The 19,334-nt window shown below is 56.2% G+C and carries 33 protein-coding genes; all 33 read right to left on the bottom strand.

The window, feature by feature from the left end; translation table 11 throughout:
* Window positions 1-7 precede the first annotated feature (7 nt).
* Window positions 8-1,174: an ABC transporter substrate-binding protein gene (locus MRX98_RS20360; RefSeq protein WP_246914539.1), complete on the bottom strand. Its 1,167-nt coding sequence runs from the start codon at window positions 1,172-1,174 to the stop codon at window positions 8-10.
* A complete protein-coding gene (locus tag MRX98_RS20355; protein ID WP_246914537.1) occupies window positions 1,174-1,719 on the bottom strand; it encodes a response regulator in 546 nt (181 codons plus the stop codon). Before MRX98_RS20355 ends, MRX98_RS20360 begins: the two co-directional genes overlap by 1 nt.
* A 222-nt stretch (window positions 1,720-1,941) precedes the next feature.
* Window positions 1,942-2,727, bottom strand: coding sequence for a hypothetical protein (locus tag MRX98_RS20350; protein WP_246914535.1), 786 nt, complete (start codon window positions 2,725-2,727; stop codon window positions 1,942-1,944).
* A complete protein-coding gene (locus tag MRX98_RS20345; protein WP_246914533.1) occupies window positions 2,724-4,493 on the bottom strand; it encodes an ExeA family protein in 1,770 nt (589 codons plus the stop codon). Before MRX98_RS20345 ends, MRX98_RS20350 begins: the two co-directional genes overlap by 4 nt.
* Window positions 4,494-4,761: 268 nt before the next feature.
* Window positions 4,762-5,403: a 50S ribosomal protein L17 gene (gene rplQ, locus MRX98_RS22290; RefSeq protein WP_425523903.1), complete on the bottom strand. Its 642-nt coding sequence runs from the start codon at window positions 5,401-5,403 to the stop codon at window positions 4,762-4,764.
* 8 nt (window positions 5,404-5,411) lie between these two features.
* Window positions 5,412-6,446, bottom strand: a complete 1,035-nt coding sequence (locus tag MRX98_RS20335) for a DNA-directed RNA polymerase subunit alpha (protein ID WP_246914531.1) — start codon at window positions 6,444-6,446, stop codon at window positions 5,412-5,414.
* An 82-nt stretch (window positions 6,447-6,528) separates the two neighbouring features.
* Window positions 6,529-7,158: a 30S ribosomal protein S4 gene (rpsD, locus tag MRX98_RS20330; protein WP_246914528.1), complete on the bottom strand. Its 630-nt coding sequence runs from the start codon at window positions 7,156-7,158 to the stop codon at window positions 6,529-6,531.
* A 51-nt stretch (window positions 7,159-7,209) separates the two neighbouring features.
* Window positions 7,210-7,596, bottom strand: coding sequence for a 30S ribosomal protein S11 (gene rpsK / locus MRX98_RS20325; RefSeq protein WP_246914526.1), 387 nt, complete (start codon window positions 7,594-7,596; stop codon window positions 7,210-7,212).
* Between the two features lie 28 nt (window positions 7,597-7,624).
* Entirely contained in the window at window positions 7,625-8,008 is a 384-nt protein-coding gene (gene rpsM / locus MRX98_RS20320; protein ID WP_246914524.1) for a 30S ribosomal protein S13, read from the bottom strand.
* A 36-nt stretch (window positions 8,009-8,044) separates the two neighbouring features.
* Window positions 8,045-8,158 (bottom strand): 50S ribosomal protein L36, encoded by a 114-nt coding sequence (rpmJ, locus tag MRX98_RS20315; RefSeq protein WP_246914522.1) that lies wholly within the window; start codon window positions 8,156-8,158, stop codon window positions 8,045-8,047.
* 96 nt (window positions 8,159-8,254) lie between these two features.
* The gene (gene infA, locus MRX98_RS20310) at window positions 8,255-8,473 is read right to left on the bottom strand and encodes a translation initiation factor IF-1 (RefSeq protein WP_246914520.1); all 219 of its coding nucleotides are present in this window, start codon (window positions 8,471-8,473) and stop codon (window positions 8,255-8,257) included.
* Window positions 8,474-8,533: 60 nt separating this feature from the next.
* Window positions 8,534-9,844, bottom strand: a complete 1,311-nt coding sequence (secY, locus tag MRX98_RS20305; RefSeq protein ID WP_246914518.1) for a preprotein translocase subunit SecY — start codon at window positions 9,842-9,844, stop codon at window positions 8,534-8,536.
* Window positions 9,845-10,285, bottom strand: a complete 441-nt coding sequence (rplO, locus tag MRX98_RS20300) for a 50S ribosomal protein L15 (protein ID WP_246914516.1) — start codon at window positions 10,283-10,285, stop codon at window positions 9,845-9,847.
* On the bottom strand, window positions 10,282-10,470 hold the full coding sequence (gene rpmD / locus MRX98_RS20295; RefSeq protein WP_246914514.1) for a 50S ribosomal protein L30: 189 nt from the start codon (window positions 10,468-10,470) through the stop codon (window positions 10,282-10,284). Before rpmD ends, rplO begins: the two co-directional genes overlap by 4 nt.
* Window positions 10,471-10,487: 17 nt before the next feature.
* Window positions 10,488-10,982: a 30S ribosomal protein S5 gene (gene rpsE, locus MRX98_RS20290; RefSeq protein WP_246914512.1), complete on the bottom strand. Its 495-nt coding sequence runs from the start codon at window positions 10,980-10,982 to the stop codon at window positions 10,488-10,490.
* Between the two features lie 35 nt (window positions 10,983-11,017).
* Complete coding sequence (gene rplR / locus MRX98_RS20285; RefSeq protein ID WP_246914582.1) at window positions 11,018-11,386, bottom strand: 50S ribosomal protein L18; 369 nt, start codon at window positions 11,384-11,386, stop codon at window positions 11,018-11,020.
* An 81-nt stretch (window positions 11,387-11,467) separates the two neighbouring features.
* Window positions 11,468-12,010, bottom strand: a complete 543-nt coding sequence (rplF, locus tag MRX98_RS20280; RefSeq protein WP_246914510.1) for a 50S ribosomal protein L6 — start codon at window positions 12,008-12,010, stop codon at window positions 11,468-11,470.
* 143 nt (window positions 12,011-12,153) lie between these two features.
* Complete coding sequence (gene rpsH / locus MRX98_RS20275) at window positions 12,154-12,552, bottom strand: 30S ribosomal protein S8 (RefSeq protein WP_246914508.1); 399 nt, start codon at window positions 12,550-12,552, stop codon at window positions 12,154-12,156.
* Between the two features lie 70 nt (window positions 12,553-12,622).
* Window positions 12,623-12,808, bottom strand: coding sequence for a type Z 30S ribosomal protein S14 (locus tag MRX98_RS20270; RefSeq protein WP_246914499.1), 186 nt, complete (start codon window positions 12,806-12,808; stop codon window positions 12,623-12,625).
* 23 nt (window positions 12,809-12,831) lie between these two features.
* Window positions 12,832-13,371, bottom strand: coding sequence for a 50S ribosomal protein L5 (gene rplE / locus MRX98_RS20265; RefSeq protein ID WP_246914486.1), 540 nt, complete (start codon window positions 13,369-13,371; stop codon window positions 12,832-12,834).
* Between the two features lie 38 nt (window positions 13,372-13,409).
* Window positions 13,410-13,739, bottom strand: coding sequence for a 50S ribosomal protein L24 (rplX, locus tag MRX98_RS20260; RefSeq protein ID WP_246914484.1), 330 nt, complete (start codon window positions 13,737-13,739; stop codon window positions 13,410-13,412).
* Window positions 13,740-13,756: 17 nt separating this feature from the next.
* A complete protein-coding gene (rplN, locus tag MRX98_RS20255) occupies window positions 13,757-14,125 on the bottom strand; it encodes a 50S ribosomal protein L14 (protein WP_246914475.1) in 369 nt (122 codons plus the stop codon).
* 18 nt (window positions 14,126-14,143) lie between these two features.
* Window positions 14,144-14,404: a 30S ribosomal protein S17 gene (gene rpsQ / locus MRX98_RS20250; protein ID WP_425523902.1), complete on the bottom strand. Its 261-nt coding sequence runs from the start codon at window positions 14,402-14,404 to the stop codon at window positions 14,144-14,146.
* The gene (gene rpmC, locus MRX98_RS20245; RefSeq protein ID WP_246914474.1) at window positions 14,401-14,619 is read right to left on the bottom strand and encodes a 50S ribosomal protein L29; all 219 of its coding nucleotides are present in this window, start codon (window positions 14,617-14,619) and stop codon (window positions 14,401-14,403) included. Before rpmC ends, rpsQ begins: the two co-directional genes overlap by 4 nt.
* Window positions 14,616-15,032: a 50S ribosomal protein L16 gene (gene rplP / locus MRX98_RS20240; RefSeq protein ID WP_246914472.1), complete on the bottom strand. Its 417-nt coding sequence runs from the start codon at window positions 15,030-15,032 to the stop codon at window positions 14,616-14,618. The genes rpmC and rplP overlap by 4 nt, the downstream gene beginning before the upstream one ends.
* An 82-nt stretch (window positions 15,033-15,114) precedes the next feature.
* Window positions 15,115-15,765 (bottom strand): 30S ribosomal protein S3, encoded by a 651-nt coding sequence (rpsC, locus tag MRX98_RS20235; protein WP_246914470.1) that lies wholly within the window; start codon window positions 15,763-15,765, stop codon window positions 15,115-15,117.
* An 18-nt stretch (window positions 15,766-15,783) separates the two neighbouring features.
* A complete protein-coding gene (gene rplV / locus MRX98_RS20230; protein WP_246914467.1) occupies window positions 15,784-16,122 on the bottom strand; it encodes a 50S ribosomal protein L22 in 339 nt (112 codons plus the stop codon).
* Between the two features lie 24 nt (window positions 16,123-16,146).
* A complete protein-coding gene (gene rpsS, locus MRX98_RS20225; protein WP_246914458.1) occupies window positions 16,147-16,425 on the bottom strand; it encodes a 30S ribosomal protein S19 in 279 nt (92 codons plus the stop codon).
* 99 nt (window positions 16,426-16,524) lie between these two features.
* A complete protein-coding gene (rplB, locus tag MRX98_RS20220) occupies window positions 16,525-17,346 on the bottom strand; it encodes a 50S ribosomal protein L2 (RefSeq protein ID WP_246914456.1) in 822 nt (273 codons plus the stop codon).
* An 18-nt stretch (window positions 17,347-17,364) separates the two neighbouring features.
* A complete protein-coding gene (gene rplW, locus MRX98_RS20215; RefSeq protein ID WP_246914454.1) occupies window positions 17,365-17,652 on the bottom strand; it encodes a 50S ribosomal protein L23 in 288 nt (95 codons plus the stop codon).
* On the bottom strand, window positions 17,649-18,272 hold the full coding sequence (gene rplD / locus MRX98_RS20210; protein ID WP_246914452.1) for a 50S ribosomal protein L4: 624 nt from the start codon (window positions 18,270-18,272) through the stop codon (window positions 17,649-17,651). The genes rplW and rplD overlap by 4 nt, the downstream gene beginning before the upstream one ends.
* A 72-nt stretch (window positions 18,273-18,344) precedes the next feature.
* Window positions 18,345-18,983 carry a 50S ribosomal protein L3 gene (gene rplC / locus MRX98_RS20205; RefSeq protein WP_246914450.1) on the bottom strand — a complete coding sequence of 213 codons (639 nt, stop codon included), beginning with the start codon at window positions 18,981-18,983 and terminating at the stop codon, window positions 18,345-18,347.
* 17 nt (window positions 18,984-19,000) lie between these two features.
* The gene (gene rpsJ / locus MRX98_RS20200; protein WP_281432454.1) at window positions 19,001-19,312 is read right to left on the bottom strand and encodes a 30S ribosomal protein S10; all 312 of its coding nucleotides are present in this window, start codon (window positions 19,310-19,312) and stop codon (window positions 19,001-19,003) included.
* Window positions 19,313-19,334: the final 22 nt, after the last annotated feature.

Below are 19,334 nucleotides of genomic sequence, written 5' to 3'. Positions count from 1 at the left end.
CGCTCGGTTATTCCACCAGAGTCCAATCGCCGTCTTTGACCACCACCATCAAAAAGGCATCTTTGGTCAGTCCGTTGTGATCGTCGGCAGAGAAGTTGTAAACCCCCTGTTGCCCCACGAAGTTTTTACGGTTTTCGATGTGATCCCGGATTTTGGCCTTGTCGTCGCCCACCGCCCGCAAGGCATCGATCACCAGATGCATGGCATCCCAGCTGTACCCGCCGAAGGCGCTGACCGGTTCGTTGAACTTGGCGGTGTACTCCGCAAGGTAGGTCATGGTGACCTCTTTCTGCGGGTGATCGTCGGGGAGAATTTCAGCGATGTTGCCGGCGCCCAAGGGGAGATACACGCCCTCGGCGGCACCGGCCGCCAGTTGAATGTTCTGACGGCTGCCAAAGCCATGGCTCTGGAAAAAGGCGATTTTCTCCATGCCCAACTCGCGCCAATTGCGCAGCACGATGACCTGCGTGGGACCGATGGACCAGTTGACGATGGCCTGGGGCGCAAGCGCGCGGATTTTGGTCAACTGGGCGGTCATGTCGGTGTCCCGCGGATCGTACTTCTCGTCGGCGACGATTTCGATGCCGTATTCCGGGGCGATGCGCAGCAACTCTTCCCGTCCGCTGGCGCCGTATCCCGAAGTGACGCTCATGATGGCGATGCGCTGGATGCCCATCTTACCCATCTGCGCGTAAATGGCTTCAACGGCCATGCTGTCCGATTGGGGCGTCTTGAAGACCCAATGGTACGGTTTGCCGGTCTTCTCGTTGTACACGATTTTGTGGCTGGCCGCACAGGAGATCAACGGGGTTTTGAACTGTTCGAACAAGGGAATGATCGCCATGGTCAGTCCGCTTTGCGACGGCCCGATCACCGCCGTCACCCGGTCCTGGGTGAGTAGTCGCCGGGCGTAGAGATTGGCCTTGGTGGCGTCCCCTTCGTCATCGTAGACGATCAGTTGAATTTTTTTACCGTCGATACCGCCGGCCGCATTGACTTGCGCCACCACCATCTCGGCGGTCTTTTTTTCCGGATCCCCTAAAAAAGATGCCGGTCCGGTAACCGAGAAAATGGCGCCGACTTTATAATCCGCCGGCGCCGTGCCAAGCCCCCAAACCAGCACAACCACGCAAACCAACAACAACATTGCCAAATACCTGCCAAACCTGTTCATCAGCTCTCCTCCTTTTGCATATGCGTTGGTGCCACCGCGTCGGGATCGACATGGCTGTCGGCCTTCAAGGCGGCTTCGAACGTTTTGAAAAAGTGATTGCGCTCCCGCCAATCCGGGCCGAACCTTCGATTGAACAAGTTGCCCAGCTTACTGAACAGCTGTTCCCATACCGGCTTGTTGCCCCCCAAGACCACATCGGCAAGAAATTCGTCCAGTTCACCCATTTTTTCTTTGGGCAGGAAACTGACCGCCCCCAGGCGAATAGAGGTTTCCAGCGCTTCCGGCGTCAAAGCATGGGCGGTGAGCATGACGGTGGGAAATCCCCGGCGGACTGAAAGTTTAAGCAACTCAAACCCATTGACCCCCATGATGTCCAGCACGACGATGTCATAGGAGTACCCCATCAGGTATTGGCGGGCGGTTTCGAAATCCCGCGCCTTGGTGATCAGGGAACCGGCCAACACATCGGCCACCGTGTCCAGCACGTCGGGTTCATCATCGACCACCAATATCACTTTGTCTCGCAGGATGTGAGATGCATCCATGAAAGCACCGTCTCCTGGCTGCTGCATCGATCGAGGCAATGCCCCCGAATCTATTCAATAGGTTGATGGCTACTGTGTTTAACGCAAAAGGGGCGTGGAATCAATGGCAAAGGGGTGTGGGTGCTTGCCGGAGGGGGACTTCTCGCCCATCGATCCGTGTTGCCGGCCTGTCACCGGCGACCGGAGGTGTCCGGTGGCGTCGGTAAGCGTTGAACATATGGCCTAGGGACTGCCGAATCGGGCTTGCCAGACGCGCCCGCTTTCGCGCAAGTAAATGACCGCCTCGCCGATGGCGACCACGGCAAAACCTTCCACCACCATGCCCTCGCGCACCACACGGTTATTGATGACCGCCATGCGATCGGCGGCGTTGGCGGACCAGACAATGGCTTGCACCTTCAGACGTTCATCGTGCAAGGGGGCTGCACCTGCATAAGGGTTGCCGACGGCTGGGCGACCGTCACCGGTGCCCGGTACCACGGCGACCGCATCGTCCAGCCGTTCCTCAAGGGTCTCCGGAATCAATGGCGGGGCCGGCTGGATCACGGCATCGGCGGTAGGAGGGCGGGGATCGCCCTGTCTGCTTGCGATGGTTTCCGTGCGTCGCAGGGGTCGGTCGCCGATAGGGCCGGTCGGGATTTGGACCGGCAGGCTCGAATCGAATGCAGGCGGCACAGCGGTCGACTCGGGTGTGATCTCCGGGGCCGACACCGCTTGCTCGCCGCCGCCCATGGCGATGGCGGTGGGCTGCTGCCCTTGCGTTGGTGCGATGGGTGGTTCAACCGATGGTCGCTGTCGCATATAAAGCAGGCCCCCGGCGCATAGGACCAGGGCCAGCAGCACCGCTGCCGACCCCATGACCGATCGGCGCCGACGGCGGTCCCCTTGGACGGAAAGATGCAAGACGTGCCGGGGGTCGAACCCTTGCGGATCGCTGTCCGGGGCACCCCCCTGCCGCGACGGCTGTTCTTGCTCAAGCCGTTTCAACGCCTGCAAAATGGTACTCAAGCGCCCCCCTTTGTCCCCAAATCAACCAATAATCGGGGTGCCTCGACCGCACCGGTCGCCTTGATCAGCAGCATTTTGGTGACGGGTCCCACCAAACCATCGGGGATCAGGTTGTGGCGCATCTGAAAATCGATCACCATCCGCCGGGTGTCGGCATCGAACACCGTGTCGCTGCCGAGTTGACCATATCCGGCACGACGCAGCATCGACTTGACCGTGGCGATGGCTCCTTCCGGTGACGCCTGGGAAACGATCCCGTCGAATTGGGTGATGTTTTTCCAGTAAACATGCACCGCGCCTTGCAGATAGGGTGTCAGCCCTTGCAGGTCGGCTTGCAGGAATTGCCCCTGCGGGCCGAGGGAAAGATGCATGAGGCCGTCCTCCCAACGGGTCAGTGTCATGTAGCCCACCTGCTGCCGACCGGGATAGCGGAAAGCCACGATGGCCGGCAAATCCAGCTGCCGAATCAGCGCCCAGTCCCACTGCACCGAATAGGCGCGCAAGCCATACTGATGTGCGGCGATATCGAAAAATTCCTGGTCGCTGACCATTGTCGGCAATTGCGCCGGATGGGGTGCCGGTTGCCCCCAGAGAGCCAGCAATGCGGTGACCGCTTCCATTCGGGAGGGTTGTTGCTGCAGGCTTTCGATGATCGCATCGATGCGCTCCGGAGAGGTCGCTGCAACCCTGCCCTCCCCGAGCGGCTCACCCGGTTGACGCGCCGTGGGTGTGTCGGGGGTGGTAACGGGCTGCCCGGAGACAGCTGTTGCGGACTCACTGCGCTCCGGCAGGCGAATGGGATAGGTGGCGGCCTGATCGACCCTTTCACCGTCGTCCCCGGACCGTGATCGAGAGGTCGTCGATTGAATGTTGGCAAACAGCACGCTCAGCACCATAACGGCACCGACGGCACCGGCCAACCAGGCCGTCCAGCGGCGGGGCGAACGCGGCAATACCCGGCCGCGGCTTGCGATCTCCGCAATGGCCTGCCGGGCGATAGCGGTCGTCACCCTGCTGCTTTCGAGGCTGTATGCGGTCAACAATGAACGATCGCAAACGATGTTGATCAGTCGCGGAATGCCACGGCTGTATTGAAAAATGGCGTGGCACGCCCCCCGGGTGAACAGCGCCAATTGTCGCTGGGCGGCAATATTGACACGGTGCTGAATGTAACCGGTGGTTTCCTGAAAGCTCAAGGGGGTCAAATGGGCGCTGAGAGAGATCCGCTGGGACAATTGCCGCAGCTCGTAAGAGTCCAGTTTGTCGGCCAACTCCGGTTGGCCGACAAGGATGATCTGCAGCAGTTTGGAGCGGGTGGTCTCCAGGTTGGAGAGCATGCGCACCATTTCCAAGTTTTCGATGCTCAAGTTCTGCGCTTCGTCGATCAGGAGGATAACCTTGCGATCCGCCTGGTTTTTCAGGATCAGGTAGCCATTGATCACATCGAGCAGTTGCTTGACCGTGCCGTGATTGGTGCGAATCCCGAATTCGTTGCAGATGGTGTTGAGCAACTGCACTGAATCGAGTTTGGGATTGAAAATATAGGCCGATTCGGTATCGGCATCCAGCCGCTCGAGAAAAATGCGACACAGGGTTGTCTTGCCCGTACCCACCTCGCCGGTGATTACGGCAAACCCATCTCCCTGATCGACGGCGTAAGTCAGGTGTGCCAGCGCAATCTGGTGGCTTCTGCTCAGATAGAGAAAATCGGGATTGGGCACCAGCTTGAACGGCTTTTCCCGAAATCCGAAAAAATTGTTATACATAGGTATCGCTCTGCCTCATGCTCGCGTGGGGATGCTTGAAATAATATGGCAAAAAAAGGGCCGTCATTCAAACTATTTCGATGGCGGCACTGGAAGTGGATCCGAACAACGACTTGTGTGCCGATATGCGGGCCCATGACAACGGACAAACGATGACGCGCAGCGGCAAAGCGAAATGGGGTTATGCAGGGGGAAGGTACATATGTACAAAGGCCCTTTTACGCATTTCGCGTAAAAGGGCCTTGATCACTGGTCGTGATGGAATGAGCTACTTTTTTTCAGGTGCCTCGGATTCGTCGCCAGAGGGCGTTTCGCTGCTCTCCGCATCCGGTTCACGAGCGGGCGTGTCGTTTGCCGACGCTTCGGCTTGTGGTGCCGCAGTGTCGGTCACTGCTTCGTCGACTGCCGTGTCGAGCGTTTCCGGTGCGACCTCTGTTGCCGGCTTTTGAGCAGCCGTCTTTTCCGCTGCAGCGGTGGCGGCGGGCTTAGGCGCTTCGGGCATGGCTTTCTCACCGCCTTTCTTGGCCTTCTTCTTGCCTTTGGGTGCCTTTTCCTGCAAGGCGACCAGTTCGATAAGCGAGATAGGGGCAGCGTCGCCGGCGCGCAAACCGATCTTGACGATCCGCGTGTAGCCGCCGTTGATGTTGCCGAAACGCTCTTGGGCCTCGGCGAACAGTTTATGGGCCACATCCTTTTCGCGTACGATGGCAAGCACCTGGCGTCGGGCGTGCAGATCGCCCCGCTTGGCGAGTGTGATGACGTGGTCGGCCCACCGCCGCAGCTCCTTGGCCTTAACATCGGTGGTGCGGATGCGTTGATGCTTGAGCAAGGAGGTCACCATGTTGCGAAACATGGCCTGGCGGTGACTGGTGGTCCGGTTGAGTTTGACTCCGACTTTTCTATGTCTCATGGAAATGACTACTCCCCTTCTTCTTCGCCGGATTCCTCGACTTCTTCCGGCGGCAGGACGAAACCGTCAATTTTCATGCCCAGGTACAATCCCATTTCCGAAAGCACTTCCTTGATCTCGTTGAGGGATTTTCGGCCGAAATTCTTGGTTTTGAGCATCTCGTTTTCGGTTTTTTGAACCAGCTGGTAAATTTTGTGGATTTCAGCATTCTTCAAGCAGTTGGCGCTGCGCACGGACAACTCCAGTTCATCCACGCTCCGATAGAGGTTTTCGTTGAACTCCATCGGTTCATCATCGCCAGATCCACGCCCCTCCTCCGACTCGCCTTCTTCTTCGAAATTGATGAAGATGGACATCTGATCCTTGAAGATTTTGGCACCGAAAGCCACGGCGTCCTCCGGCGTCACACTGCCGTCGGTCCATACTTCGAGGGTCAACTTATCATAGTCTGTGCGCTGACCGACGCGAGCGTTGCCGACCACGTAATTGACCCGTTTGATCGGCGAAAAAACCGCGTCAATGGGGATGGTACCGATGGGGGCGTCTTCCTCTTTGTTGGCTTCGGACAATGCGTACCCTTTGCCGACCCGAACGGTCATCTCCATCTTCAAACGCCCTTGGCCGGATAAAGTTGCAATGTGGCTTTCCGGATTGAGCACTTCCACGGCACCATCAGGGCTGACAAACCGGCCTGCGGTTACGACGGATTCCCCTTCCGCTTGGCAAGTCAACCGTCGCGGCTGAGCATCCTTGGTTTTCAACCGCACCTGTTTCAAGTTCAATATGATCTCGGAAACGTCTTCCAGGACACCGGGAATGGCACTGAATTCATGTTCCACGCCCTCGATCCGAATCGAGGTGATGGCCGCTCCATGGAGCGAAGAGAGCATCACGCGGCGCAGCGTGTTGCCCATGGTCATGCCGTAGCCTCGTTCCAAAGGCTCACACACAAATTTGCCGTAGTTAGGTGTGCTGGATACTTGGACTCTTTCCGGCTTGATCATTTCGCGCCAGTTGATGTTCCTTAATTCATTCGATGCCATTACCCATTCTCCAGCATAAAGTTTTTATAATAATACAATACCGTCACGATTCCATCCTGCAACCGTAATTGCCGCGAAGGCCTTACTTGGAGTAAAGCTCGACAATCAGCTGCTCTTGAATCGGCATGGTCAGTTCATCGCGGTCCGGTAGCCCCTTGACCATCCCTTTCATTTGGTCCTTTTCCAACTCCAGCCACTGGGGGACACCCCGACGGACCACCGCTTCCAACGAATCGTTGATGGCCTGTACCTTTTTGCTTTTTTCAGTGACGGTTATCTCATCCCCCACCTTGATCAGATAGGACGGAATGTTGACCTTTTTACCATTTACCAGAAAATGGTTGTGAAGCACGAAATGCCGCCCCTGGGTGCGCGAATTGGCAAATCCGAGCCGGTAGATCACATTGTCCAGGCGACGCTCCAAAAGGACCAATAAACGGGTTCCGGTAATACCGGTACCGCGGTCAGCCGCCTTGAAGACCAGACGGAATTGCTTTTCCGACAGCCCGTACATGCGCTTGACTTTCTGTTTTTCACGCAGCTGAATGCCGTAATCCGATGTTTTACCCCGGCGTCGTTGACCATGTTCGCCGGGGACGTAGCTGCGGCGATCAAACGCGCACTTATCCGAGTAGCAGCGGTCTCCCTTGAGAAACAGCTTGAGGTTTTCCCTTCGGCAAATTCTGCATACCGAGCCTGTATAGCGTGCCAATATTGCCTCCTTTAGCAATGCAGCAGATGTTAATGACGTCCCGATGCCGGCCTATACTCTGCGCCTTTTCGGTGGCCTGCATCCATTATGGGGGATGGGGGTTACGTCGCGAATTTGCGTAACGTTGAATCCGGCGGCCTGGAGGGAGCGTAGCGCCGATTCGCGCCCGGAACCGGGTCCCTTCACATAAACCTCCACATTGCGCATGCCGTGTTCCATCGCCTTTTTGACGGCGTCTTCGGCGGTCAACTGAGCGGCGAAGGGCGTGCTTTTACGCGACCCCTTGAACCCCATCACGCCGGCGCTGGACCAGGAGACCACATTGCCGGCCGTGTCGGTAATGGTGATGATGGTGTTGTTGAACGTCGACTGAATGTGCACCACACCATTGGCGATATTTTTCTTCTCTTTTTTCTTCGTCCGCGTTTTTCTAGGCATCTCTTAGCGTCCCTTAACTGTTGAATGGCTACTTCTTCTTGGCGGCGCCCTTTTTCTTGACGGCGGTACGCTTGGGCCCCTTGCGCGTTCGGGCGTTGGTGCTGGTGCGCTGCCCGTGAACCGGCAACCCCCGGCGATGACGCAGCCCACGATAAGCGCCAAGGTCCATCAACCGCTTGATATTCATTGAAACTTCCGTGCGTAGCTCGCCTTCCACCTTGAAATGGCTGTCGATCACCTTGCGGATGCTGTTGATTTCCGCATCGGTCAAATCGTCCGTGCTCATGTTCGGATCGACGCTGGACTCTTCCAGTATTTTCTTGGACGCGGATCGTCCGATCCCGTAAATATAGGTCAGGCCGATCTCGATCCTTTTGCGCCTCGGTAAGTCAACACCTGCAATTCGTGCCAAAGCGATTCCTCCTCTTTCTCCTGATTGGAAAGACCTTTACCCTTGTCTTTGCTTGTGCCGCTTGTTCTGGCAGATGACCCGCACAACACCTTTGCGGCGCACAATTTTACATTTGCTACAGATTCTTTTTACCGATGCCCTGACCTTCATTGCTTGGTTGCTCCTCTGTTCTAAAAGCCGCTGCCCCGAGGCCTGATCGGCTGCTGATGTTCCGCTGGGTCGCGCTGAACGGCATTTGCAATCGCCTTACTTCGATCGATAAGTAATCCGGCCACGACTCAAGTCATAGGGCGACAGTTCGACGGTCACCTTGTCACCCGGTAAAATCTTGATGAAATGCATGCGCATCTTGCCACTGATGTGGGCCAATACCTGGTGCTTGTTTTCCAGTTCCACTTTGAACATTGCGTTGGGCAATGTTTCGAGAACGATGCCTTCCACCCTGATCGCTTCTTCTTTGGCCATGTCCCCCCCTGATCCCGGGCCCTTCCGCTGTCAGTCGACTCCCGACTGATAATCCGCCGTTTAACGCCGACCTTTGATGCCGCCCTTTTTTAAGAAACCCTCGTAATGACGGCTGAGCATATGTGATTCCATCTGCGACACGGTATCGATGGAAACGCCCACCACAATCAGAAGTGCAGTGCCGCCGAAATAGAAGGGAACATTGAACTGCAAAATGAAAATCGTCGGCAACACACATACGGCCGAAACGTAGATGGCGCCCCCGAGGGTGATCCGCGTCAAAACCCGGTCAATGTAATCCGCCGTGCGCTTACCGGGGCGGATGCCGGGAATGAACCCACCGTGCTTTTTCATGTTGTCGGCCACATCCACCGGGTTGAAAGTCACCGCAGTGTAAAAGTAGCAGAAAAAAATGATGAAAGCGACATACAGCAGATTATACAAAATGCTTGTGGGATGCATCATGTCGGCGATGCCTTTGAGCCAGCCCACGTTGGCGAATTGAGCGATGGTTGCGGGAAACATTATGATGGACGACGCGAAGATCGCCGGTATCACGCCTGCCGAGTTGATCTTCAGCGGCAGATGGGTGCTTTGCCCGCCGTACATGCGACGCCCCACCACCCGTTTGGCGTATTGTACCGGAATACGCCGCTGGCCCTGCTCCACAAAAATAATGAACCCGACAACGACCACCATCAGCACCAGGATGACCAGAACGGTGAAGATGCCCAGCTCGTCTTGTTGTACCAGCCGGAATGTATTGGCGATGGCCGACGGCATGCTGGCGACGATACCGGCAAAGATGATCAACGATATGCCGTTGCCGATGCCCCGTTCCGTGATCTGCTCACCAAGCCACATGATGAATGCGGTACCGGCGGTAAGGGTGATAACGGTCATCAGTCGGAAACCCCAACCCGGATCGAAAACGACCGGTGCGCCGGTGGGAGATTGCATGCTTTCCAATCCGACGGCCATGCCGAAACCTTGGATCACACTCAGCACGACGGTTCCGTAGCGGGTGTACTGGGTAATCTTCTTGCGTCCCTGTTCACCCTCTTTTTTCAACTCCTCCAAATGGGGAATCACCACGGTCAACAGTTGCAGGATAATGGAGGCGCTGATGTACGGCATGATGCCCAAAGCGAACACCGACAGCTGTTCCAATGCACCGCCGGTAAACATATTGAACACCCCGAAGATGGTCCCCTGCATGGCATCGAACATGTCTCGCAATGCACTGGCATCGATACCCGGTGTAGGCACATAGACGCCGATGCGATAGACGATGAGCAACCCCAGCGTGAAAAAGATACGACGCCGAAGTTCGGGGATCTTGAATATATTGCCGAATCCGCTGCCTATCATTTATATAACCTCTACGGTGCCTCCGGCCGCTTCAATTTTTTCCCGGGCAACACGGCTGATGGCATTGAGTTTAACCGTTAACGGGACACTGATATCGCCTTGTCCGAGCAGCTTGACACCGTCGCGTCTGCCCTTCAAAAGTCCCTTGTCCACCAGTGCGGCCGGATCCACGGTGCTGCCCGATTCGAATTTTGCCAGATCGGTCACATTGATCACCGCGAACTCTTTTTTGAAAATATTGGTAAAACCCCGCTTGGGAAGACGTCGATGCAGAGGCATCTGACCGCCCTCGTATCCCGCCCGTACGCCACCGCCGGAGCGTGCATTTTGCCCCTTGCTGCCGCGGCCGGCGGTTTTTCCCAGTCCTGAGCCGACGCCGCGTCCCTTGCGCTTGCGCTGTGTGGTCGAGCCCGCGGCCGGTTTCAGATCGTGCAGCCTCATGATTGGATCTCCTCAGCCTCTACCAGGTGCGATACTTTTTGAATCATCCCCCGTATGGCCGGCGTGTTTTCCAGCTGAACGGTTTTGTTCAGCTTGGTCAACCCCATGCCGCGCAGCACCTTGCGCTGTTGTTCGGGTTTGCCGATCATGCTCTTTTTGAGGGTGATGCTAATTTTTCCAGCCATTTCCATTGCCCTTTGCTCTAGATTGCTTCCACCTGCAAGCCCCGACGCGCCGCCACCTGCTCTTTGCTCTGCAGGCTGCGAAGCCCTTCAACCGTCGCCCGCACCACATTGTGGGGATTGTTGGTACCCATGCACTTGGTCAAGATGTTCTGGATGCCTACGGCTTCGAGCACGGCACGCACCGCACCGCCGGCGATGACGCCTGTTCCCTCGCCTGCGGGTTTGAGCAGTACCTTGCCGGCTCCGAAACGGCCGACGATCGTATATGGAATGGTGCCTTCCTTCAATGGCACCTTTACCATGCGCTTCTTGGCCTTCTCAACGCCCTTGCGAATGGCCTCCGGCACTTCACCGGCTTTGCCCAAACCGAAACCGACGTTGCCCTGTCCGTCCCCGACCACGACGATGGCGCTGAAACTGAAACGACGCCCGCCCTTGACCACCTTGGCCACGCGGCTAATATGGACCACCTTGTCAATTAATTGAGTTTCCTCGACATCTTGCTTAAACAAGGGCTTGCCTCCTTATAAACGTTGTGCCCGTGGGTTTAAAATTCCAGACCCGCTTCGCGCGCACCCTGGGATATGGCTTTTACCCGACCGTGATACAAAAACCCATTGCGATCAAAGACGACCTTTTTGATGCCTTTTTCCATGGCACGTTCAGCTACCAATTTGCCGATGAAACTGGCGGCGGCTGTTTTGCTTTCAAACTTGGATTGTTCTTTGAAAGCGCCTTCCACGGTCGAAGCGGTCACCAGCGTGGCGCCGGCCGTATCATCGATCACTTGTGCGTAGATGTGCCGCGCACTCCTGAAAACGGACAATCGCGGCCGTTCGCCGGTACCTCTGATTTTTTTGCGAATGCGCGTCTGGCGTTTGATCCGCGCCACTTCTTTTGGATTTGTCGAACTCATGATGAACCCCATCTGCTTTATCGGCCGAATGGTCCTTTGTGGCAACCCGATTCAACCCGGGCCGTCGAACAGGCCGGCCGCCTATTTGGTACCGGTCTTGCCGGCCTTGCGTTGAATGTACTCTTCCGCGTATTTGATCCCTTTGCCCTTGTAGGGTTCAGGCGGTCGCAATTGCCTGATGCGCGCAGCGGTTTGCCCTAATAAATGCTTGTCGATGCCGGTCAGTTTAATCACATTGTTTTTTTCGACAACAGCCGCAACGCCATCAGGCAAAGCGAACTCGATGGGGTGGGAGTACCCCAAATTGAGCACCAGGCTTTTGCCTTTGGCTTCGGCCCGATACCCGATACCGTTGATCTCCAGCACCCGTTCGAATCCCTTGCTGACGCCGGTGACCATATTATCCACCAGACTGCGGGTCATCCCCTGCAAGGCCCGCGTCTTACGATCATCCGTGTCTTTGAGCACGACGTCGATCCGCTCTTTCTCGATTTTCAGGTCGATGGCGGGGTGAAGTTGCAAGGCCAACGAACCGTTCTTGCCCTGCACCGTCACCATGCCTTCCTTGTAGGAGACCGTGGTCTTTTCGGGTACATCGATAGGTTTTTTACCTACTCGCGACATCTTTTCCACCTCTGTGATGCATCTGGCGGCGGCAGGGGGGACACTGCGTCCCTGCCGTCTCCCCGCTTGGGTCGTTTATCCGTTGCGCATTCATTACCGCGAAGGCGGTGGCGCCGATTGCCTGTGGCATTGCCCCCGCATCCTTAGAACAAGGTACAGAGAATCTCGCCACCCACATTCTCCTTGCGCGCCTGCTTGTCGGTCAGGATGCCTTTCGGTGTCGACAGGATGGCCACACCCAATCCATTGAAAACCGGCTGAATATCGCTGCAGCCCAGGTAAACCCTTCGGGAAGGTTTGCTGACGCGCTTCATTTCGAGGATAATGTGCTTCTGATCGTCCCCGTATTTCAGGTAAACCCGCAAAATACCCTGTTTGCCGTCCTTGATGAATTTGTAGTTGCGGATATACCCTTCGTTCTTCATCACTTTGGCCATTTCGGTCTTGATCCGGGAACCGGGTATGTCCACACTGTTCATTTTGGCCTTCCCGGCATTGCGGATCCGAGTCAGCATGTCGGCAATTGGATCGGTGGTCGCCATTCTATTCTCCGTTAAACATAATTAATTTGCGCATTTGCAGCCGTTAAGGCGTGTCTTGCCGCAGCATCGGCTACCAGCTTGATTTCACGACGCCCGGTAATTTCCCCTGAGATGCCATGTTTCGAAAACAGATGCGGCAGATGCCGAACTTGCGGATAAACGCACGCGGCCGCCCGCACAGGGGGCAACGGTTGTACGCCCGGACACTGAATTTGGGCTTGCGTTGCGCTTTCATGCGTAAAGATGTCTTGGCCAAGATTTCCTCCTTCAACCCACGCTCTATTTGCGAAATGGCATTCCCAGCAGGCTCAGCAGTTCACGCCCGTGTTCGTCGGTTTTGGCGCTGGTGACGATGGTGATGTTCATGCCCTTGATTTTATCAATCTTGTCGTAATCGATCTCCGGGAAGATGATCTGTTCCTTGATACCCAGGGAGTAATTGCCGGCGCCGTCGAAAGCCTTGGCGGAGATCCCGCGAAAGTCCCTTACGCGCGGCAGGGCGACATTGATCAACTTGTTCAGGAAATCGTACATCCGCTTGCGCCTGAGCGTCACCATACAGCCGATGGGCATGCCGGCTCTGAGTTTGAACGCCGCTATGGATTTCTTGGCGCGCGTCACCACCGGTCGCTGACCGGCGATGTTCGTCAGTTCATCAACGGCCGCTTCGAGAATCTTGATATTCTGTATGGCCTCTCCCAACCCCATATTCAGGACAACCTTTTCAATCTTGGGCACTTGGTGAATATTGCCCAAATTGAATTTCTCCTTGAGTTTGGGAACAACCTGTTCTTCGTACATTTTTTGCAGCTGTGACATTCCATTCCTCCGCAAGACCGAGCCCCTAGCGGCAAGCATCAGGCATCGATCTGCTCATTGCATTTGCGGCACACGCGCACTTTCTTACCGTCGTCGAGGGTCTGCATTTTCACCCGCACCGGCTTGACGCACTTGTTGCACATCAACATGACGTTGGACCAGTCCAGCATCGCTTCGGTCTCCAGAATGCCGCCTTGCCGATTCTGGGCGCTCGGGCGCTGGTGGCGCTTGATGATGTTGATGTTCTCCACCATGATGCGCTGTTTCTTGCGGTCCACCTTGAGGACCTTGCCGATCTTGCCACTGTCCTTGCCGGCAATGACCTTCACTTTGTCGTTTTTCTTCAATTTACATTTATGTCGCTGCATAGGAAGTGACTCCATCGCTAAAGAACCTCGGGGGCCAGCGAAACGATCTTCATGAACCGCTTCGCGCGCAATTCGCGCGCCACCGGTCCGAAGATACGGGTACCCAATGGTTCGCGTTGGTTGTTGATCAACACCGCCGAGTTATCGTCGAAACGGATGTAGGATCCGTCGGGGCGGCGCACTTCTTTAGCGGTGCGCACCACGACGGCCTTGTACACGTCGCCCTTTTTGACCTTGGCGTTGGGAATGGCGTCCTTGACCGATACGACGATCACATCGCCCAAGCCGGCATAGCGGCGGCGCGATCCGCCCAGCACTTTGATGCAGTACAAGACGCGTGCACCCGAGTTATCCGCCACGGTAAGTCTGGTTTCGCTCTGAATCATGGCCTTATCCCTTTTATCCTATTCCGCCTTTTCGATGATGCGGCTGACGCGCCAACGCTTGGTTTTGCTCAAAGGCCGGGACTGCGTGAGGATCACCCGGTCGCCGATCTGGCCTTGGTTGTCCTGGTCGTGAGCAACATATTTGTGCTTGCGCCGAACATACTTTTTGTAAATCGGATGTTTATCCAGCCATTCGACGACAACCACCACCGTACGGTCCATTTTATTGCTGACAATGGTGCCCACCACCTGTCTTTTCATGCCACGTGTATTCATCATATGCGCCCCTGATCCGTATTCTTGGGGTTACCCGCCGTTGCGTTCAGAACCGTATGGATACGAGCGATATCCTTTTGCGTCTGCTTGATTTTGCGCGGGTTTTCCAGTTGCCCCATGCCCTTCTGAAACCGCAGATTGAAAAGCTGCTGCTTCAGCTCGGTGATCTTTTGCTGCAATTCGCCGCGGCTGAGCGCCCTGACTTCTTCGGCTTTCATATTAATTCGCTCCTCTCGACGATCCGCGTCTTCACGGAGAGCTTGTGCGCCGCAAGTCGCAATGCCTCCTGCGCCATCTCTTTGGTAACGCCGGACATCTCGTACAATACCCGGCCGGGTCGGATAACGGCCACCCAGGAGTCGGGAGCCCCCTTGCCCTTGCCCATGCGCACTTCAGCCGGCTTTTTGGTCAACGGCTTGTCGGGAAAGATACGGATCCAGATTTTTCCGCCTCTCTTAACGTGCCGTGTCATGGCGATACGGGCTGCTTCTATTTGTTTGGCACTGACGAAGCCGCAGTCGACGGCTTGCAATCCATATTCACCGAAGTTCAAGGCGGACCCTCGACGTGCCAGCCCCCGCATCCGGCCTTTCATCTGTTTGCGGTGCTTGATTTTTTTTGGACTAAGCATAACGACCTATCTCCTGGTTCAACGCAGTCGCTTCTGGATGTCGCGTGCGCACTGGGTACCCGCCGGCCCCTTTTGGGTTCGACTAACTTTCGGCCTGAGCCTGGTCTTTCACTAAGATTTCACCCTTGAAGATGTAGACCTTTACACCGACGACGCCGTAAGTGGTCCTGGCTTCGGTGAAGCCGTAGTCGATATCGGCACGCAGGGTGTGCAGCGGCACACGACCTTCACGGTACCATTCGGTGCGGGCCATTTCAGCGCCGCCGAGACGACCGGAACAGATGATTTTGATCCCTTGGGATCCGAACCGCATGGCCGATGTCACGCCTCTCTTCATGGCACGCCGGAAAGCGACCCGGCGCTCGAGTTGCATGGCCACATTTTCCGCCACCAGCTGGGCGTCAATCTCCGGTTTGCGGACTTCCTGAATATCGATCAACACTTCCTGGGCGACCTTCTTTTCCAATTCTTGCTTAAGCCGCTCGATCTCGCTGCCCTTCTTACCGATCACGATGCCGGGCCGTGCGGTGAAGATGCGCAACCGGATACGTTTGGCCGAGCGTTCGATCTCAATACGCGAAATACCGGCATGAAACAGTTTCTTCTTGACGAAATTGCGCAGTTTGAAATCCTGTTCGATGTACTCGGCATACTTCTTGTCCGAGTACCAACGGGAGTCCCAGGTCTTTACGATACCCAGCCTTAATCCAATGGGATTGACTTTCTGGCCCAAGCTGTTACCTCCTCCTTGTTACAACGCCGAATCGGTCAAAATGACCGTCACATGACTGGTCCGTTTTAAGATGCGCGTCCCACGTCCGCGGGCCCTGGCCCGAAACCGCTTGAAGGTGGGGCCTGCGTCGACGATCAGATTGCCCACCACCAGCTCGTCGATATCCACATCGGAGTACTGATCGGCGTTGGCCACAGCCGAGCGCAGGACCTTTTCGACGATGCCGGCGGCTTTTTGGGGCATGAACTGAACCGTTGCCAGCGCCTTTTCAACCGGCTTGCCCTTGACGGCATCGACGATCAGGCGAACTTTTTGCGGTGAAATGCGCACATATCGGGCGACTGCTTTAACCTGCATGATTGCCACTCCTATAACCCTTGCCTATCTCTTTTTGGATTTCTTATCCGCTGCATGACCGAAAAAGGTTCGGGTTGGTGAAAATTCTCCCAGTTTGTGCCCCACCATGTTTTCGCTCACAAACACCGGAATGAATTTGCGGCCATTGTGCACGGCCAGTGTCAGCCCCACCATTTCGGGAACGATGGTCGAGCGCCGCGACCAGGTCTTGATCACCCGGTTGCTCCGTGTTTCCTGGGCGACCAACACCTTGCGCATCAGTTTGTCTTCAATAAACGGACCTTTTTTCAATGACCGTGGCATAACGTCTCCTGTGCCCTGTGCAGCCTGTTCAAAATCGGCGTTCCGCCCCGATGCAGACCGGATTTGCCGCCCGAGTGCCGCCCATGGCCTCGCAACTGATTATTTTCTCCGTTTAACGATATAGCGATCAGTCGATTTGTTCTTGCGCGTCCGATACCCCTTGGTAGGCATACCCCATGGCGAACAGGGGTGCCGGCCACCGGAAGAGCGGCCTTCGCCGCCGCCCATGGGGTGGTCCACCGGGTTCATGGCCACGCCGCGCACCCTTGGACGGCGCCCGAGCCAACGCACACGCCCGGCTTTACCGAAAGAGATGTTTTCGTGCTCAACGTTGCCCAGTTGGCCGATGGTCGCCTTGCATTTGAGCAGGACCCGACGCACTTCGCCGGAAGGCAATTTGACCAGTGCATAGCGATCCTCTTTGGCCATCAGCTGAGCATAAGTACCGGCGCTGCGAACGATTTGTCCGCCCTTGCCCAGGCGCAATTCGATGTTGTGAATGTGCGTGCCCAAAGGAATGTTGGCCAGGGGCAACGCATTACCGGGCTTGATGTCGGCCTGCGGGCCGGACATGACCATATCACCGACCTGAATGTTCAGCGGAGCGAGAATGTAGCGTTTCTCGCCATCGACATAGTGCAACAGAACGATACGGGCACTGCGATTGGGATCGTATTCGATGGCGGCCACCTTGGCGGGGATGCCGTCCTTGTCCCGCTTGAAATCGACGATGCGATAGAAACGCTTGTTCCCACCGCCGCGCCACCGGGTGGTGATACGCCCGTAGCTGTTACGGCCGCCGCTCTTCTTCAGAATCTTGATCAGACTCTTTTCCGGCGTGGTTTTGGTGATCTCCTCAAATGAAGAGAAGGTCTGAAACCGTCGACCGGCCGATGTCGGATTTACTCTTTTGATTCCCATCTGCACGAACTCCTAAACTTAAGCCCCTTCGAAGAACTCGATCCGTTCTCCCGGCTTCAATGTGACGATGGCCTTTTTCCAGTCGCGCCGCTTGCCCAGAATTCGCCCACGCCGTTTGAATTTGCCGCGCACGTGCATGGTGCGGGTCTCGGCCACTTTCACGTTGAATATTTTCTCGACCGCACGCTGCACCTCGATGCGGTTGGCCCGCGGATCCACTTCGAAGGTCACCTGATTGGCGGTGTCCTTCTGCGTGTTGGTCTTTTCCGTGATGATCGGCCTTTTGATAACATCGTAGTTGATCATGAGAGCAGTCTCCCTTCGATGCCCTTGATGGCCCCCTCAAGCAGCACCAGCTTTTCATACTTGAGTATGTCGTAGACATTGAGGCCTTCACAGCGCAGCACCTTGACACCCGGCACATTACGGGCGGACAGCTCCAAATGGCGATCCTGCTCGGCGGTCACGATCAGCGCGTTTTTGGCTTGCACATTGTCGCAAGCGGCAACGAACGCCTTTGTTTTGATCTCATCCAGCTCAAGCCGGTCGAGCACCATCAGTTCCGCATCCTTCAATTTGCTGCTCAACGCCATTTTCAATGCCATCCGGCGCACTTTCTTGGGCACCTTCTGCGCATAGGAGCGCGGATGAGGCCCGAAGATGACGCCACCACCGCGCAACAGCGGAGACTTGATGTCGCCTCGGCGAGCACGGCCGGTCCCTTTCTGGCGGTATAGCTTACGGGTACTGCCGACGACGTCGGAACGGTTCTTGACCTTGGCCGTGCCGGCTCGGCGATTGGCCAATTGCGCCTTGACCACCTGGTGCAATACCGCTGTGTTGATCGGCACATCGAAAATGGCGTCCGACAGCTCGGCCTGGGATACCTTATCACCCTGAATATTGATCACATCTACAGTTGCCATACGCTTCCTCGTTCGGGACCGGCGGGACCGCGGCGCTGCCGGGCCGGCCGTATCGGCCCTCTGGGGCACCGGTTAATCCTTTTTTGCAAATTTCAGTTTCTGTATCATCACCAGCGCTTGACGATGGCCCGGAACGGGTCCCTTGACCAGAATCAAATTGTTTTCCGGCCGGATATCGACGATTTCCAAATTCCGTACCGTCTGCCGATCCTGACCATAGCGTCCCGGCATCTTCTTGCCTTTGAACACCTTGGAAGGCCATGCGCTGCAACCGATGGACCCGGGGATACGATGGCACTTGCCGCCGTGGGTCTCCCGGCCGCCGCCGAAGCCGTGGCGCTTGATCACACCTGCGAAACCGCGCCCTTTGGTGGTGCCGACCACATCGATCTTCTCGCCGATCCGGAACAGATCGGGCCCGACGCTCTGGCCCAGCGTATAGCCGGCGGGATCCTCCACTTCGACCTCTTTCAAACGGGCGAAGCATTCGCCGCCGCTTTTCTCAAAATGGCCTTGCTGCGGCTTCTTGGTTTTGCCGGCTTTCTTGGTTTCGAACCCCAACTGCAGGGCGTTGTACCCGTCGCTGGCCTCGGTTTTGATCTGTGTCACGACGCAGGGACCGGCCTGAATCACCGTCACTGGAATATACCGGCCGTCAGACGTGAACACGCTTGTCATCCCCAATTTTTTACCGATCAGTGCTTTGCACATGGCTATTCATCCCTACCCTACAGTTTGATCTCCACATCCACGCCCGGGGAGAGATCCAGCTTCATCAGAGCGTCGACCGTCTGCTGGGTCGGTTCGAGAATGTCCAACACCCGCTTGTGGGTCCGCATCTCGAACTGTTCCCGGGACTTTTTATCAACATGGGGCGACCGCAACACACAAAATTTGTTGATCTTGGTCGGCAACGGAATGGGTCCCACCACTTTGGCGCCGGTTTTGCGCGCAGTGTCCAGGATATCCGTAGCGGACTGGTCCAGCAGCTTGTGGTCGTAGGCCTTCAACCTGATCCGGATTTTGGCGTTCATAATCATGGGTCTATCTTTCTACTCGATA

This window comes from Desulfatitalea alkaliphila, assembly GCF_022968795.1.
GTDB classification, from domain to species: Bacteria; Desulfobacterota; Desulfobacteria; order Desulfobacterales; family Desulfosarcinaceae; genus Desulfatitalea; species Desulfatitalea alkaliphila.
This window is presented reverse-complemented; position numbering and strand designations above follow the sequence as displayed.

Excerpts from the sequence above, each read along its gene's own strand:
- MRX98_RS20360 (WP_246914539.1), bottom strand. The coding sequence starts at position 1,174 with ATGAACAGGTTTGGCAGGTATTTGGCAATGTTGTTGTTGGTTTGCGTG.
- MRX98_RS20355 (WP_246914537.1), bottom strand. The coding sequence starts at position 1,719 with ATGGATGCATCTCACATCCTGCGAGACAAAGTGATATTGGTGGTCGAT.
- MRX98_RS20345 (WP_246914533.1), bottom strand. The coding sequence starts at position 4,493 with ATGTATAACAATTTTTTCGGATTTCGGGAAAAGCCGTTCAAGCTGGTG.
- rplQ (WP_425523903.1), bottom strand. The coding sequence starts at position 5,403 with ATGAGACATAGAAAAGTCGGAGTCAAACTCAACCGGACCACCAGTCAC.
- MRX98_RS20335 (WP_246914531.1), bottom strand. The coding sequence starts at position 6,446 with ATGGCATCGAATGAATTAAGGAACATCAACTGGCGCGAAATGATCAAG.
- rpsK (WP_246914526.1), bottom strand. The coding sequence starts at position 7,596 with ATGCCTAGAAAAACGCGGACGAAGAAAAAAGAGAAGAAAAATATCGCC.
- rpmJ (WP_246914522.1), bottom strand. The coding sequence starts at position 8,158 with ATGAAGGTCAGGGCATCGGTAAAAAGAATCTGTAGCAAATGTAAAATT.
- infA (WP_246914520.1), bottom strand. The coding sequence starts at position 8,473 with ATGGCCAAAGAAGAAGCGATCAGGGTGGAAGGCATCGTTCTCGAAACA.
- secY (WP_246914518.1), bottom strand. The coding sequence starts at position 9,844 with ATGATAGGCAGCGGATTCGGCAATATATTCAAGATCCCCGAACTTCGG.
- rplO (WP_246914516.1), bottom strand. The coding sequence starts at position 10,285 with ATGAGGCTGCACGATCTGAAACCGGCCGCGGGCTCGACCACACAGCGC.
- rpmD (WP_246914514.1), bottom strand. The coding sequence starts at position 10,470 with ATGGCTGGAAAAATTAGCATCACCCTCAAAAAGAGCATGATCGGCAAA.
- rplR (WP_246914582.1), bottom strand. The coding sequence starts at position 11,386 with ATGAGTTCGACAAATCCAAAAGAAGTGGCGCGGATCAAACGCCAGACG.
- rplF (WP_246914510.1), bottom strand. The coding sequence starts at position 12,010 with ATGTCGCGAGTAGGTAAAAAACCTATCGATGTACCCGAAAAGACCACG.
- rpsH (WP_246914508.1), bottom strand. The coding sequence starts at position 12,552 with ATGGCGACCACCGATCCAATTGCCGACATGCTGACTCGGATCCGCAAT.
- rplE (WP_246914486.1), bottom strand. The coding sequence starts at position 13,371 with ATGTCACAGCTGCAAAAAATGTACGAAGAACAGGTTGTTCCCAAACTC.
- rplX (WP_246914484.1), bottom strand. The coding sequence starts at position 13,739 with ATGCAGCGACATAAATGTAAATTGAAGAAAAACGACAAAGTGAAGGTC.
- rplN (WP_246914475.1), bottom strand. The coding sequence starts at position 14,125 with ATGATTCAGAGCGAAACCAGACTTACCGTGGCGGATAACTCGGGTGCA.
- rpsQ (WP_425523902.1), bottom strand. The coding sequence starts at position 14,404 with ATGATGAATACACGTGGCATGAAAAGACAGGTGGTGGGCACCATTGTC.
- rpmC (WP_246914474.1), bottom strand. The coding sequence starts at position 14,619 with ATGAAAGCCGAAGAAGTCAGGGCGCTCAGCCGCGGCGAATTGCAGCAA.
- rplP (WP_246914472.1), bottom strand. The coding sequence starts at position 15,032 with ATGCTTAGTCCAAAAAAAATCAAGCACCGCAAACAGATGAAAGGCCGG.
- rplV (WP_246914467.1), bottom strand. The coding sequence starts at position 16,122 with ATGCAGGTTAAAGCAGTCGCCCGATATGTGCGCATTTCACCGCAAAAA.
- rpsS (WP_246914458.1), bottom strand. The coding sequence starts at position 16,425 with ATGCCACGGTCATTGAAAAAAGGTCCGTTTATTGAAGACAAACTGATG.
- rplB (WP_246914456.1), bottom strand. The coding sequence starts at position 17,346 with ATGGGAATCAAAAGAGTAAATCCGACATCGGCCGGTCGACGGTTTCAG.
- rplW (WP_246914454.1), bottom strand. The coding sequence starts at position 17,652 with ATGATCAACTACGATGTTATCAAAAGGCCGATCATCACGGAAAAGACC.
- rplD (WP_246914452.1), bottom strand. The coding sequence starts at position 18,272 with ATGGCAACTGTAGATGTGATCAATATTCAGGGTGATAAGGTATCCCAG.
- rplC (WP_246914450.1), bottom strand. The coding sequence starts at position 18,983 with ATGTGCAAAGCACTGATCGGTAAAAAATTGGGGATGACAAGCGTGTTC.
- rpsJ (WP_281432454.1), bottom strand. The coding sequence starts at position 19,312 with ATGATTATGAACGCCAAAATCCGGATCAGGTTGAAGGCCTACGACCAC.